Source organism: Occallatibacter sp., assembly GCF_049510455.1.
Taxonomy (GTDB): domain Bacteria; phylum Acidobacteriota; class Terriglobia; order Terriglobales; family Acidobacteriaceae; genus Telmatobacter.
Genome location: NZ_JBEKYX010000109.1, coordinates 1 through 14,619, shown reverse-complemented (window position 1 = coordinate 14,619; position 14,619 = coordinate 1). Strand labels below are relative to the sequence as shown.

General features: G+C 57.5%; 9 protein-coding genes. 7 read left to right on the top strand and 2 right to left on the bottom strand.

Annotated elements, in window-relative coordinates; translation table 11 throughout:
- Positions 1–452: 452 nt before the first annotated feature.
- On the bottom strand, positions 453–758 hold the full coding sequence (locus ABSG47_RS17710) for an anti-sigma factor family protein (protein WP_424171032.1): 306 nt from the start codon (positions 756–758) through the stop codon (positions 453–455).
- On the bottom strand, positions 755–1,429 hold the full coding sequence (locus ABSG47_RS17705; protein ID WP_424171031.1) for an RNA polymerase sigma factor: 675 nt from the start codon (positions 1,427–1,429) through the stop codon (positions 755–757). Before ABSG47_RS17705 ends, ABSG47_RS17710 begins: the two co-directional genes overlap by 4 nt.
- A 378-nt stretch (positions 1,430–1,807) precedes the next feature.
- Between ABSG47_RS17705 and ABSG47_RS17700 the strand changes: the two genes are divergently transcribed.
- The 7 genes from ABSG47_RS17700 (at position 1,808) to ABSG47_RS17670 (ending at position 13,952) form a co-directional block, all read left to right on the top strand.
- Positions 1,808–4,837: a BamA/OMP85 family outer membrane protein gene (locus ABSG47_RS17700; RefSeq protein ID WP_424171030.1), complete on the top strand. Its 3,030-nt coding sequence runs from the start codon at positions 1,808–1,810 to the stop codon at positions 4,835–4,837.
- A gap of 3 nt (positions 4,838–4,840) precedes the next feature.
- Positions 4,841–5,602, top strand: coding sequence for a hypothetical protein (locus ABSG47_RS17695; RefSeq protein ID WP_424171029.1), 762 nt, complete (start codon positions 4,841–4,843; stop codon positions 5,600–5,602).
- Complete coding sequence (locus tag ABSG47_RS17690; protein ID WP_424171028.1) at positions 5,599–9,984, top strand: translocation/assembly module TamB domain-containing protein; 4,386 nt, start codon at positions 5,599–5,601, stop codon at positions 9,982–9,984. Before ABSG47_RS17695 ends, ABSG47_RS17690 begins: the two co-directional genes overlap by 4 nt.
- Before the next feature lie 304 nt (positions 9,985–10,288).
- Positions 10,289–11,188, top strand: coding sequence for a hypothetical protein (locus ABSG47_RS17685; protein WP_424171027.1), 900 nt, complete (start codon positions 10,289–10,291; stop codon positions 11,186–11,188).
- Between the two features lie 244 nt (positions 11,189–11,432).
- Complete coding sequence (locus ABSG47_RS17680; protein ID WP_424171026.1) at positions 11,433–12,659, top strand: hypothetical protein; 1,227 nt, start codon at positions 11,433–11,435, stop codon at positions 12,657–12,659.
- The gene (locus ABSG47_RS17675; protein WP_424171025.1) at positions 12,634–13,431 is read left to right on the top strand and encodes a hypothetical protein; all 798 of its coding nucleotides are present in this window, start codon (positions 12,634–12,636) and stop codon (positions 13,429–13,431) included. Before ABSG47_RS17680 ends, ABSG47_RS17675 begins: the two co-directional genes overlap by 26 nt.
- Positions 13,432–13,601: 170 nt before the next feature.
- The gene (locus ABSG47_RS17670; RefSeq protein WP_424171024.1) at positions 13,602–13,952 is read left to right on the top strand and encodes an STAS domain-containing protein; all 351 of its coding nucleotides are present in this window, start codon (positions 13,602–13,604) and stop codon (positions 13,950–13,952) included.
- Positions 13,953–14,619 lie beyond the last annotated feature (667 nt).

Sequence of the window (14,619 nt, the reverse complement as noted above, 5' to 3'; positions counted from 1 at the left end):
ATCTCTCCCGAAGGTATAAAGTTCGGAGATACAGGCTCAGTTTGAATTGTTTTGTAACAGGGCACGACTTGAGTCGTGCCGAAAATCCGGCTGATAAAGTCTTTGGGCTTTAGCCCCTGCGGATGTTTTTCAAACTGAGCCATTACCAGTTCGGGCGCCCCACCCTCGCCGCGTATCGTAGCGTATTTGTTTTTGCGGCCAGGTTGGGGTCGCTCTACAGCAAGAGGAGAAATGCTCTAATAAACCATTGATTCTAAGAAACCAAACAACTGTAATTTTGTTCCATAAAATTCGCGTAATTTCGCTATATCCATAATCGGCAGAGAAAAACATGGCCCGAATCCTTGAGAATTCGGGCCGTTTGCGTTTGAGCCGCTGATCTACAGGGAAAAAATCCGCTGGCATCCAAAAGGTCTTAGAAACCAGCCTTGCGGAGGATTGCTCCCGCAGATCTACTTCTGCTTCACCGGATCAGCAGCTTTAACTTCCGGTTCTTCCTCGCTCGGAGATGGACCTTCGGCCTTGATCTTCGACTGGATCTGCTCCCAAAGCGTGTCTGGCGGATCTTCCACCGGTGCCAGAAGCTGCCGCGCCGCCTCGGCAATCGCTTCCAGGTCGGCAAGCAGGCTGCGGCAAAGCTCACATTCCAGCATGTGCGGATGTTGGGAGACATCTTCGCCGGAGGCGATCAAATCGGGCAAATGGTCTTGGAACTCTTCGCAGGTCATTTTCTCGGACACATTGAACTCACTCGTCATCGCCGTCCCTCCATGCGAGGGTAGGCGCGCATCGCATCGCGCAGCTTGAGCCGCGCTTTGTGTAATTGGGATTTGCTGTTGCCAATCGAGCAGTCAAGCATCGCCGCAATCTCGTTATGCTCGTAACCCTCGACATCGTGCAGCACAAAGATTAAACGATAACCCGCCGGCAGATCGGCAATCGCGCGTTCCAGCGCCATGCGGTCAATCGATCCCGCAAGCGACAAATCCGGCGCACCGAAGCTGCGGCCCGGACCCTCGTCTGGAGACGGCTCCATCGCCTCGTCCAATGAGATGACCTGCAGCCCTTTGCGCCGCAGATGCATCAACACCACGTTGATGGCCAGTCTGTGCAACCAGGTGGAAAAGGCCGAGTCTCCCCGAAAGGTGGCAATCTTGCGATGCAGTTGAAGAAACGCTTCCTGTGTCAGGTCTTCCGCCTCGGCGGCATTGTTCACCATGCGCAGGCACAGCGAGTAGATGCGCCGCTTATGCAGCGCGTAAATCTGGGCAAAGGCATGCGGATCTCCGGCCTGCGCTTGCGCCAGGGCGGCGACTTCCGCACTTATTTGCTCGGGTGTGCGCGTAGTCGTCTTGCGAACTGTGCTGCCCTCTACGGATTGGGCCGGGGCGTCTGCTCGTTGCTGTATAGGAATATAGATTTGCTTCATTCGTGTCCTTCTGAGCGAATTTCCAGGAAGGCTGTGCGGAACATACGTTCCTCGTTAGTATAGGTGGCAGTGGCCTGATGGCGCTCAACTGGTGAGCCGTGGTTAAATCTGCGCCGCCGGGTTAAGTAAAGCAAATCTTCGATCATGTATCTGGTAATACGGGTGAGGTGGGAAGTTTTGAGGCCGAATCTTCGAGTGCCAATAGGTAAGAAGAGCGGTTTCGGCATTTTGGTTGTGTGCCTTTTTGCGTCTGGGCACCTAAATATGCACGTCGGCGCCCAGGCGCCTACAGGTGCGCAAGCCCAACCCGCCAGTTCCTCCTCACTTCAATTGCAACCTGTCAGCCCAACAGCGTGGCAGCAATTTGCCGGCCTGCCCGTGCGCCGCATTTCCATTGAAGGAGTAAGCGAAGAACGGCTCTCTTCGCTGCACCTTCAATTGGCGCAGACCGTCGGAGAGCCCCTCGCAGCAGATAAGGTATCGGCGAGCCTGCGCCTGCTCTATGCTACAGGCCTCTTTGACTCGATTGAAGCCGCCGCAGCGCGCGAGGGCGACGGTGTTGCTCTCATCTTCCGCGGCACCGCGCGCGCCTTTATCGGTCACCTCACCGTCGAAGGCGCCAAAGGCGCTACCATCAACACGCAGCTCGAACGGACCAGCCGCCTCAACGCAGGCACGCGCTACTCCGAAGCCCTGATGAACCAGGCCATCGAGCAGATGCGGCAGATACTGGTCTCCAACGGCTTCTACGAATCCTCCATCAAGTACGCCCTCACGCCCAACGCCGCCGAGCAGCTCGTCGATATTGCCGTCACCGTCACCCCAGGACCCCAGGCGCGCATCGGCACAGTCACCGTTACTGGCGATACCAGCTTGTCGCTCGATGAATTCCGCAAGTATGCGCGCCTCGTTCCCGGCCGCGCCATCGATCACGACACTGTGAACCGCGCGCTTGAAGGTGTGCTCAAGCACTATCAAAAGCAGCGCAGGCTCGAGGCGGACGTCAAGCTGGAATCGCAGGAGTACGTGGCTCATCGCATCAATTACCGCTTTACCGCGACTCGCGGTCCAGTCGTGAATGTGCATGTCGAAGGCGTCAAGCTCAATGATTCCCACATCAAACGCCTTGTGCCCATCTATGAAGAAGGCTCGGTGGACGAGGATTTGCTCAACGAAGGCGGGCGGCGCATTCGAAACTATTATCAAAGCCAGGGCTATTTTGACGTAAAGGTCGACCACAGCCAGCAGACGCCCGCACAGGATCTGGTACTCATCGACTACAACGTACAGTTGGGCGCTCGCCGCAAGGTAGAGAGCGTAAATGTCGATGGCAACCATTACTTTGACGCCGCCACACTCAAGCAACTGCTGAATGTGCATGCCGCCAATGCCCTCGACCGCCAGGGAGCATACAGCCAGTCGCTGGTTTCTGCCGATATCGCGGCATTGAGCGATACATATAAGAACAACGGATTCTCCAAAGTATCCATCACGCCGGAAACCGGCCCGCAGGCAAGCACAGGCGCAAGCGACCCTGCAGCACAGACAGGCCGGCCTGCAAGCAAGATCCTTGCGCCTCTCACGGTCGTCTATCACATTACGGAAGGCCCTCAGCAGCACGTCGGCACGGTTACATTGACCGGCAATGACCACGTAAGCTCACCGAAGCTTATCCCGCAGATGAATACCGTCGAGGGGCAGCTTCTCTCACCGCGCAGCCTTGCCGGTGACCGCGACGCAATGTTGAATGAGTACCTGTTGCAGGGATTCAATGAGGCGCATATCGATGTGGAGGAAGTCACCGATACCGCGGATGCTGACAAGATAAACGTGGTCTTTCACATCGTTGAAGGCTCACAGACCTTCGTCCGCAAGGTGCTGCTCACCGGCCTGCACTACACGCGCCCCAGCACCGTGACGAAGGGCATCACCATCAAAGCCGGCGATCCGCTGAATCAGCAGGCATTGCAGGAGACACAGAAAAACCTCTACAACTACGCTCTCTTCAATGAGGTCGACACGGCGATACAGAACCCCAACGGCGGCGAGACAGAAAAAACTGTGCTGCTGCAAACCGTCGAAGCGCGGCGCTGGACGCTGACCTACGGCGCAGGCTTTGAGGCGCAGACCGGCACACCGCAGAACAACTGCGCTGGTTTGATTGCAGCAGGCGTCGAGTGCAGCGCGAACGGCCACACAGGCGTCAGTCTCCGCGGCCTGGCTTCTATCACGCGCAATAACCTGTTTGGCCGCGACCAGTCAGCCTCCATCTCCGGCAACTACGGCACACTGGAACAGCGCGTCGATCTCATTTATCAGTATCCGCACCCGCTCGGAGCCAAGAACTTCGGGCTCACCTTTTCCGGAGGCTACGCCAATAGCCAGGCCGTCACCACGTATGTTGCCTCCAGGCTGGATGCAGGTATCCGCATTACACAGAAATTCACCGGCAGCGGTCACGGACTGCTCTCGCGCGCCAACACATTTATCTACGAATTCGACTTCCGCCGTGTCAAAGTTGACGAAAACAGCATTCAGGTATACCCATTAGCAGTTGCTGAGTTGTCCTCAGCGGTGCGCGTCGGCGGTCCTGGTTTTACGTGGATACGCGACACACGCGACAACCCCACAGACGCCACGCGCGGCAGCTACACCACCTTTCAGGAATTTATCTCCGTAGCGCAATTCGGCGCGCAGGCCCAGTTCAACCGCATCGATCTGTCAAACTCCAGTTATTACACTTTCGACAAGGGAAAGTTCGTCTTCGCCCGCAACACGCGTTACGGCCAGGAGCGCGCCTTCGGCAATGCAAGCGGTGAACTGCTTCCCCTTCCCGAGCGCCTCTACGCCGGCGGTGCCACCTCCCTTCGCGGATTTTCCTCAAACGCCGCGGGACCACGCGATCCACAGACCGGCTTTCCCATCGGCGGCGCCGGCGCGCTCATTAACAGCTTTGAACTACGCCTGCCGCCGCCCACGCTTCCCTACTTCGGCAACACTCTCAGCTTCGTTCTCTTCCATGACATGGGGAACGTCTTCACGAATGCGGGCGACATGTGGGCCAGCGCCATTCGCGTTCGCCAGCCTGACCGGGATACCTGCAAAACCCTCACACCACCCAATCCCGCAATTCCGCCAAATCCGCCACTCATGCCGCTGCCACCCGGCCCGAACACCTCCACGGGTAAACAGGGTTATTGCAGCTTTAATTACTTCTCTCACACGCCCGGCCTGGGTCTGCGCTACCATACGCCCGTTGGCCCCATTCGCTTCGATTTCAGCTACAACCTCAATCCGCCCATCTATCCCATCGATGTCAACTATTCGCAGACCAATCCCTACGAAAACCAGCATGTCGGCGAAGCGGGTCACTTCAACTTCTTCTTCAGCCTGGGCCAGACTTTTTAATTGATGCGCATATCAGCCACAATCCGGATCACTCGCAGCCCCAGCGCGCTCTTGCTCGCGCTGGCGATCGCGCTTGCCGCATCTGGCCTCGTCACACACGCGCAACAGCCTTCCTCGCCACAGATCCTCGATCGCGTGGAAGCCGTCGTTGGCAATCATGCAATTCTCTCGAGCGACATTGAAAATGAGCTGCGGCTCTCCGTCCTCGATCCCGAAAGAGGGCAGCGCGGGCCTTTGACCGCGCGCCGCGCTCTGCAACTGATCGTCAGCCGCGCCCTGATTCAGCAGCAGATCCAGCAAAGCTACATGCAGGTAGCCGAGCCTTCCGATGAAGATATACAGGCGCGCCTCAAAGAGATGCGCGAGCAACTGCCCATTTGCGTTCAAAAGAAATGCTCCACGGATACCGGATGGGCCGCATTTCTCAAAGAGAACAACCTCACGGAAGCCGATATTGTGAACTACCTCCGCTTGAGAACGGAGATTCTCAACTTCATCGAGTACCGCTTCCGCCAGGGAATCCAGATTCAGCAGGATCAGATTGCAAAATACTACAAAGAAACGCTGCTCCCGCAGTACCCGAAGAACGAAAAAGTTCCAGCTCTTGAAACCGTTGCTCCTCGCATTGAAGAAATCCTTCTGCAACAGCAGGTCAACCAGATGTTCACCACGTGGCTCCGCGATCTACGCAAGCAGGGCGATGTTGAAATTCTAGATCCCGCGCTTGAAGCCGCATCGAAAGACGTCGAGGGAGATGACCAATGACAGATCAAACTCCCCCGCCCGTCCCAACACCGCCGCCCGAGCCGCATCCTGCTCCGAAGCGGAAGCCACGCAAGCGCCGTCGCATGCTCTGGGCTCTCAGCATACTTGCGCTTCTTCTCTGCGCATGCGGAATCGGGCTTAACTGGTATATGCATTCCAGCCGCTTCGAGCAGTTAGTGCGGCAGCGTGTCGAAACAGCGCTCGCCGATGCTACCGGCGCGCGTGTCGAGATTGGCGCACTTCGCTTGGGCCTGGGTAACCTCGAAGCTGACGCCGACAACATTATCCTACACGGTAATGAGCCGGCCAGCGAAGCTCCATACGCGCGCATCGATCACCTGCACATCGGCATCAGCATCCTCAACATCTTTTCGCCCCGCATCCTGCTGCGTGAAGCCATCGTGACGCGTCCGCAGATACATCTCATCGTCTATCCCGATCAGACGTCCAATCAACCTCATCCGCATCCTCAACCGCGCTCCAGCCACTCCGGGCTCGACACTTTCTTCGATCTTCAGGCGCACCATATCGCCGTCGAGCAGGGCATGATTCACCTGGACATCCGCGCCGATACCATCGATGTTCTGAGCCGCTACCAGCCGCTGGATTTTGAAGCGGATGATGCCTCGCTGATCATGCAATACGTGCCCGCCAAGGGTGCCTCATCGGAGAGTTATCACATCGACGCGGGAATCGCGGACCTGAATTTGGCGCGCGGCAAACAACGCACACCGTCGCAGGTAGAAGGTCTGCTGCAAGCTTCCATCGATCTCACCCGCAACGCCGCGTATCTCCGCTCTCTGCGCCTGACGGCCCATGCGCGTGGAGCTAAAGACCGGACTCTTCAAGTCACTGGCTCCGTGGAAGACTTAGCCCATCCGCACTGGCAGGCTAAAATCACCGGCGAGACCGATCTGCGCCTTCTCGATCCCATACTCGGCTATCCAGATGCGCCGGAGGGCATCGCGCATCTCGACCTCACAAGCTCCGGCGCCGGAGACAAATTCCGCATCGACGGCCCCGTGCATGTCGAGCATGCGTCGTACATCGGCGCAAATGTCAACGCGCGAGACATCGATCTTGACACCCGCGTACATGCCGACAACTCTGAGTTGCATGTCTCGCAGGTAGCTGTCCGGCTCCGCCAGGGCGGAGAGATCGATGGCGATGTCGATCTCCTGCACTGGCTGCCTGTCACGCCTGTCGTGGCCGTTGTTGAAGCCGAAAAAGAGCCGTCAAAACATTCCGGCATCTTCTCGCGCTTCGGCAAAAAGCAAGCCGCGCCAGATCCCGAGACGCCGCCATCGCATGACACGCTGGTCAAAAAGCCTTACATGATCCTTCCTGTCGATGGCAAAGTTGCCGCCAACTTCAATTCCGTCGCGCTCGATACGGTTCTCGATCTCGTAGGCAAGGGCCCCTTCCAGCGGCTCGGCCTCGGCACAATTTTCAATGGCCCTGCGGAAGCTGTATGGTCACGCGGCGATGTCAACACGCTTACAATCCACGCTGCGCTGAGTGCGCACGCACCCATCCAGACACCCGCTGGCGAAGTGCCCGCGAACGGCGTCATCGACGCCGTTTTTACACAGCGCACCGGTGGCGTCGACATCAACACGCTGACCTTCACCATGCCCTCTTCGCATATCGAGGCACATGGCCACATTGGCGCATTTCCGCTTTCCAGCCCCACCTCGCTGAACGTCGATGGCCGATCGCATAACCTCTCCGACTTCGACGCAGTGCTGCGCGACCTTGGCCTCCACAACGAGGGAAAGACCGGCTCCGCTGCTTTGCCTGTGGCACTTCACGGTCAAGGCGAGTTCCACATACTCTGGACTGGCTCGCTCGTCTCGCCGCGCCTTGCTGGAAACCTTAAAGCCACGCAGGTCAGCATCGAGATTCCTGCCACTGGCAATGATCCGTCCGCCCAGCCGCGCTGGATCGCCTGGGATGAGATTGACGCGGATGGAAGCTATGACGCCGAAAATATCCTCGTCGCCCACAGTCATCTCCGCCGCGGCTCTTCGCAGATCGCTATTGAAGGAACCATCGCTGCGGCTGCTGCTCCACCTCCGGATTCCCCCAACCCCACACACCCGAACCATCGGCAGCACGGCATCCCAGTTCAATATCCAGCAGTTCGAGGCCAGTCCGGCGTCGACGAAAGGCCATCGTTCAGCAGCGGCTCCCTGGTTCATGCCAATGTTCACGCCGCGCGGATCTCTCTTGCCGATCTGCTTCCGCTGACAGGTCTCGACATTCCCGTCACCGGCACGCTCGACGCACAGATTCAAGCCGACGGCACGCTCGGTTCGCCCGGCGGCTCAGGCTGGGTGCAGCTCTCCGATGCCGTTGCTTATGGCGAACCAATCTCCCACGCGCGCGCTCAGGGTTCGTTCGAAAAGAACGTATTGCACCTTACCTCGCTAACCGCTCAATCGCCCGTGGGCGCCGTCAATGCCTCCGGAAGCTACGATCTCACTGCGAAGCGCTTTGATGTCGAGGCGCACGGCAACAATCTTGACCTCGCGCAAGTCAAATATCTTCATTCGCTCAGCGACGACATGCAGGGCAAACTCACCTTCGCGGCCACTGCATCCGGCACGCGCGACGATCCCCGCGTCGAGGGTCATGCCGAAGCCGCCAGCATTATGTTCGAAGGCAAGACGCTCGGCTCCGCGCAGCTCACGGCACACACCGTCAACCATGCGGTCGCATACGATCTCACCTCTCGCACCGACACCGCGGATATCCAGCTTCACGGCCAGACAGAGCTGCATGGCGACTTCGCCATGCAGGCGCAGGCGCAATTCTCGCGCTTTAACCTCGGCGCGGCCCTCAAGCTTGCGCGTGTGGAAGGCATCAGTGCCGAGTCCTCCATTGCCGGAACCGCCACCGTCTCCGGTCCTCTCCGTTATCCCAGTCAAATGCGCGGTGAGCTTCGGCTCGATCCGGCCGCATTCGCAGTGGCTGAGGTCCAGTTACGCACTGAAGGCCCTCTGCATGCAACGCTTGAGAATAGCCGCGTCCATCTTGACCAGGCGCATATTGTCGGCGATCAGACCGATCTGCGCGCCGAGGCTACGCTCGATCTGAAAGCTGACCGCAAGCTCGACCTCACCGCCAACGGCTCCGTCAATCTCAAGCTTGCCGAAACTCTCGACAAAGACATCACCGCAAATGGCACCATCACATTCCAGGTCGAGGGTCATGGACCGCTTGCCAATCCGCAGCTCCGCGGCCGCATCAATTTTCAGGATGGCTCGCTTTCGCTGGAAGATATTCCTAACGGCCTCAGCCACATCCAAGGCTCACTCGAATTCAACCAGAACCGTCTCGAAGTCCGATCCCTCACCGCCATGACCGGAGGCGGCCAGCTCACCCTCGGCGGCTATCTTGCCTACCAGCACGGCATCTATGCCGACCTCAGCGTCACCGGCAAAAACGTTCGCATCCGCTACCCTGAGGGCGTCAGCTCACTTGCAGACACCACGCTCCGCCTGCAGGGCACGCAACGCAACCTCGCGCTCACCGGCAATGTCCTCATCACCCGCTTCACCATCAGCCAGGATCTCGACATCGCCACGCTCGCCGCGCAGGCAAACGCGCCGCCCGCAATCGCTCCTCCCGATGCGCCATCGAATCACATCCGCCTGGACGTGCGAATTCAGACCTCGCCGCAACTCAACTTCCAGAACGCATACGCCAAGCTCGCCGGCGACTCGGACCTGCGCCTCCTTGGCACACTCGCCTCGCCCTCGCTGATTGGCAGAATTTCCATTACCGAAGGCTCCGCCATGCTCGCCGGAACGCGCTACACTCTGCAGCGCGGCGAAATCACCTTCTCGAATCCCATCCGGATTCAACCCGTGCTGGACCTCAACGCGACCGCTCGCGTAGAGGACTACGACATCACGCTTGGCCTGCATGGAACGCTCGATAAGCTCAGCGTCAACTATCGCAGCGATCCCCCTTTGCCTGAGTCGGACGTCGTCGCGCTTCTTGCCGTAGGCCGCACCCAGAGCGAACAGGGCCTTTACACGGCGCAACAGCAGTCGGCCAACTCCTCGACAGACATCCTGCTGGGCGGCGCGCTCAACGCCACCATGAGCAGCCGCGTGCAAAAGCTCTTTGGCGCAGGCTCCGTAAAAGTCGATCCCAGCTACCTTGGCGCGCTCGGCAACTCCACCACGCGCATCACGGTCGAAGAACAGCTCGGCCGCTACGTCACGCTTACCTACGCCACCAACGTCGATACCTCCGCGGAACAACTGATCCAGGCAGACATCTCCATCAACCGCCACGTCTCCGTCCTGGTGCAGCGCGACGAATCCGGCGTCTTCTCCATGGTCCTTAAAAACACCCGCCGCTACCGCTAAAGCGGTATAGACATGCCGCCGCTTCACGTGTTCTGATGCAGCCAAGCTCGCCCAACGCCCCTGAATTCAAACTCAGGGAACGCCGGATTTTGCCCTGTAATGAGGCGGAAAACCAGCTGACATGACGCCTTTGAATTTTTTTTCATCCCTGTGGCAGTAAACCCCAAATTTTACGCAATTAGTTAGTAAAGAGATTAACCGCGCGCAGTCAGCAGTTTCTTGACTGCGTCCTAGACGAGGTTTATTGCTGGGACACTTTCGTGTCTCAACAATAAATCCGTGGCTTGAGCCTGGGAGAATCTATATGACTCCGCTGCGTAGTTCCATTGCGATTGCATTGTTTTTAACTGCTAACCTCATCTGCCAAAGCCAGACCGCCCAGGTGGGAGATCCAGCCACACTGATCAAGGAAAAACTGGGCTCTGAAATCAAATTGACCAAGATTACGGCGGCCCATGACGACATTGTCACGGCAGGCGACGTCATCCTGCTGCACAAAGACGGCATGATGATGTGCAGCTCGGATTCAGCTTATGCCTACTCCAACAGTTACCAGAACGGCGTGCTTGGCGGGAACTTGAGCAACCGCTCCAAGGATTCAGCGACGAATTATCTCAAAGGAAAATTGTTTGGCAACGGCGGCAGCTTGAAGGATGCTGCTACAGGAGGCGGCTGTTCCAGCAGGAAGTTTGTTTCCGGAGAAAAGTTCTGGATCACTGACATCGAGATTGCCAAGGACAATAGCGGCATTATCGTTTCCACTTTCAGTGATGAATACAACAAAGTGCGCTACTATGGCGTGATCAAGTTTCCCTTCCCGGCAAAGAACAATGTTCCTCCGGTAGATACGGAAGTGAAAACGGTGGAAGAAGTACTGACCGTTGTCCCCGCCGATGACGCCAAGAAGGACAAAGGCGACGGGGCGACGGCCCAGGGCCAAACGGATCAGGCGGGCAAAGCGCCGGCGCCTGCTGCCGATCCTGCTCCAGCTCCTGCCCCAACGCCGATGGCGGCCATTGCACCACCTCCGCCGGCCGCGGATGCACCACCCCCGACCATTGCCGTGGGACAGACCAGGGACCAGGTGGTTGCAGGATTCGGACAGCCAACGCGCAAAGCTCAGCTCTCCTCCACCAAGGAGATTTACTTCTACAAGGACATGAAAGTGACCTTCGTTAGCGGCAAGGTCAGCAACATCGAGTAAGAACGCCTGGGCCAGTATTTGTTTTCTCCCTCACTGGTCCTGTGAACGCAGTCCTTCGAAGCAATCCGTACGACAGGTGTATATGGGCCCAATTTCACGCGAAACTCCCTCAGATCGGCTTTCGATAAGGAATGAGCTAAGAAGTTTTTGAGGAGTCTTCCGCTTACCGGATCCGAGCGCTTCCCGCTGATCCAGAACCATGAGGACCGACGCAATGAAGACCGGCACAATGGAGAAAAGTTCGATGAATTCACGCATGGCGATACAAAGGCCACGTTGGGTTTTTGCGGCGATTGTTTTGATGCTTCTGGCGGGCGCGGTCTTCGTGAGCCCTTTGGCGACGCAGACCACGAAGAAGCCTGCCGCCGCGCCAGCCAAACCCGCAGCCAAGCCTGCGGCAGCACCCGCAAAACCAGGCGCTGCGCCAGCAAGGCCAGGCGCTACGACGGCCAAACCGGGCGGAGGCACTGGCCCCGTGGCGAATAAGTCCGCAGGACCAGGACCCACGACAAAAACTCCTACGACGGGTTCTGGTAAGCCGGGCGAAGCCAAAACCACAGGCGGACCGGCGCGTCCAGGCGGCAATTCGGGGATCAAGAGCCCTGCTCCCCGGGGATCGAACGAGCATGTAGCCCACAACGGAGCAACCGTGCGGACGCGCAGCGACGGACGCGTGAGCGACATTCATGACGCAAAGCGCGGCATGGATATTCATCACGGACTCGATGGCGGACGACGCGTCTCTGTAGAGCGGCATGACGGCAGCAGGCTGGTGACCGAGCGCGGGCGCAGAGGATTTGTCGAGCGCTTTTACAACCATTACTACTATCGCGGCGGATATATGAACGTGTATGCGCCGGGATTTTATTTTGCGCCGGGATTTTATGGATGGGCATACAATCCTTGGGCTACGCCGATCGCATACGGATGGGGATGGGGCGCTTCGCCATGGTTTGCCTTCTATGGCGGATATTTTTCGCCGTGGCGGATGTACGCAGGGTCGGCATTCTGGCTGGCGGATTACATGCTGGCTGCGAATTTGCAGGCGGCGTATGCGGCGCAGGCCGCGTTGGCAGGTGCAGCAGGTGGTGCAATTCCAGTAGCCCCTGCAGAGCCTTGGACGGATTCAGCCTTCCAGGTTGTTCAGGGACAGACATACACCATTTCTGCAACGGGAATGCTGCAGTTCAACGGCAACGCAACCGCACTCGCTCCACCGAACGGACGGACTGGAGGTCCCATGGTAGATCCCAGTTGCGCTCCGGGGGCCTATCACAGCGGAACACCTGCTCCACAGCTGCCCTGCCTGTCGTTGATTGGAAAGATTGGCCCAGATGGAACGCCATTTGAAGTCGGAAGGACAACCACATTTGTGGCTCCTGCTTCTGGAGAGCTTTTTCTGGGAGTCAATGACGGCTATCTTTCGGATAATTCAGGTGGCTGGGTTGCTTCAGTTGTCCCTCAGCGGTGACACGCCTCTCTCTCCCGACGTAAAACAAGCCATCGCCGACGAAGTAAAGAACCAGCTCGCACTTGAAAATGCTGAAGCCGCGCAAGTCAAGGCGGGGCAGGATGTCGATCCCGGATCGAGCGGCATTGCTCGCATAATTCAGGATGTAGGCGCGGGCCATCCGCACATCTTCGTGGTGGGCGACGGCATAGACGTAACCGACGCCAGCACGCAGAAGGAGTGCCACCTCAGCGACGGCGATGCAGTACAAATGGTGTCGGCGCCGGATGCGAGTGCGACGACGGCCAACGTAGTAGTGAAGTCGAACAAGGGCGGCATTGAGTGCGCTCCCAGCTCGATGGTCGCAGTGAACATCAGCGATCTGCAGGAGATGCAGAACCACATGCGCGAGCAGATCGACGTGGGCCTCAAGGAGATGCAGTCGAAGGCAGGCACAGGCGGCTTGCCCCAGGCTCCAGCTTCTGCCAAGGCCGCGCCGACTGAACCGCAGTATGCGTCGATTGCACCTCCGCCAAGCCCGCAGGATCAGGCCGATCTCGATGCACAGGGCAAGGACGCGAACGCGGCGGAAACTGAGGCGCAGGGCACCGGCGGAACGCCGGCGGCCTCCAATGCGAATCCCGTAGACGATGTGTTGGCGGGGTTGATTTTCGCAACGCCTGCCGCGCCGCCAATTGCAGTGCAACCGAACGGCCTTGTCAGCGAACAGGCCTGCTTCTTCAACGAAAAGAAAACTGCCAGGGGCCGGGCTAAAAAGGCGGTCCGGGTATAACGACTGGAAATCGGTAACAAGCCGGTAAACGAAAATTCTGGTGAAGGAGAGCCTCTGGAACGATGCAAGAGAGGTTCTCCTCATAGGAAGCGCAAGCTACTACAGTTGATCTTCACGATTCACACATCTGTAACCTCCGCCGTCGGTTGGTTTCTTACACTTATCCCACCATGCTCAGAGATAACCCTCTTGCCATCAGCCGCCGGGATGGCACGGCTTCTGGAACGTCGATCTTCACGCTGAACGGACCGGTCACGCTGCCGAATCTCTTCACCCTGCAGGCGGAGTTCCGCAACGGCCAGCTTCCTTCGGTTGCCATTGTGGACTTCGGCGAGGTTCCCTACATGGACTCAGCAGGCATGGGCGCTATCGTCAACTACTTCGTGCATTGCCAGAATCGCGGCGTCAAATTTCTCGCCGTCGGAATCTGCAGCCGTGTGCATGAGCTTTTCAAAATGACCAAGGTCGATAGCATTATTCCCTGCTATCCCAGCGTGGAAGAAGCTGAAGCCCACGCGTAAAATTCACGGGTTCGATTTTGGACATTTCGCGAGTTATCCTGTGCAAGGCTGATTCCGAAGTCATTTGGATTGTGTGGATTGCAAGGGTCTCCACACTCCTTATAGAAATCTTTATACGATCCTCATTTCGAAACTGTGCAATTGCACAGGCCGGTTTTTAAAAGGAAATGGCCCGATCCATATCGAGGATCGGGCCATTTTTTGCTTCCACTGTTCTTAGAGCATTTCTCCTCTTGCTGTAGAGCGACCCCACGCTAGCCGCAAAAACAAATACGCGGCGAGGGTGGGGCACCCGAACTGTATACCTTGGGGAGAGATGCTCTGATGTTGCGGCCTGGGGCTGCGGCGTCTGAGGATTTGCTGGAACAACTTTCGCTTTTTGTTTTCCCTGCAAGGCTGTTTTTTGAAGAGTGGGAAATTATGCCGCTATGTGATTGTTTTTGTGTAACTTACCGTTGATTTATGGTGTTTACTAATTGATTATCATGAGTGGTTACTTTTGAGGGGACACCCTCGAAAAAAAAATTTCGCGGCTGCTTTGAAAGAGCTACGGCCCGAATCCTTTTTGGGATTCGGGCCGTGGCTCTTTCTTCTGCTAATTCTGAGTAAAACATAAATGGGGTTAATTGCATGCAAAGTTTCTGAAGGAGGTGGGGTTACGAAAGGG

Bases quoted from the DNA above. Each gene is read 5' to 3' on its own strand.
- ABSG47_RS17710 (WP_424171032.1), bottom strand. From the start codon at position 758: ATGACGAGTGAGTTCAATGTGTCCGAGAAAATGACCTGCGAAGAGTTC.
- ABSG47_RS17705 (WP_424171031.1), bottom strand. From the start codon at position 1,429: ATGAAGCAAATCTATATTCCTATACAGCAACGAGCAGACGCCCCGGCC.
- ABSG47_RS17670 (WP_424171024.1), top strand. From the start codon at position 13,602: ATGCTCAGAGATAACCCTCTTGCCATCAGCCGCCGGGATGGCACGGCT.
- ABSG47_RS17695 (WP_424171029.1), top strand. From the start codon at position 4,841: ATGCGCATATCAGCCACAATCCGGATCACTCGCAGCCCCAGCGCGCTC.
- ABSG47_RS17690 (WP_424171028.1), top strand. From the start codon at position 5,599: ATGACAGATCAAACTCCCCCGCCCGTCCCAACACCGCCGCCCGAGCCG.
- ABSG47_RS17685 (WP_424171027.1), top strand. From the start codon at position 10,289: ATGACTCCGCTGCGTAGTTCCATTGCGATTGCATTGTTTTTAACTGCT.
- ABSG47_RS17680 (WP_424171026.1), top strand. From the start codon at position 11,433: ATGAATTCACGCATGGCGATACAAAGGCCACGTTGGGTTTTTGCGGCG.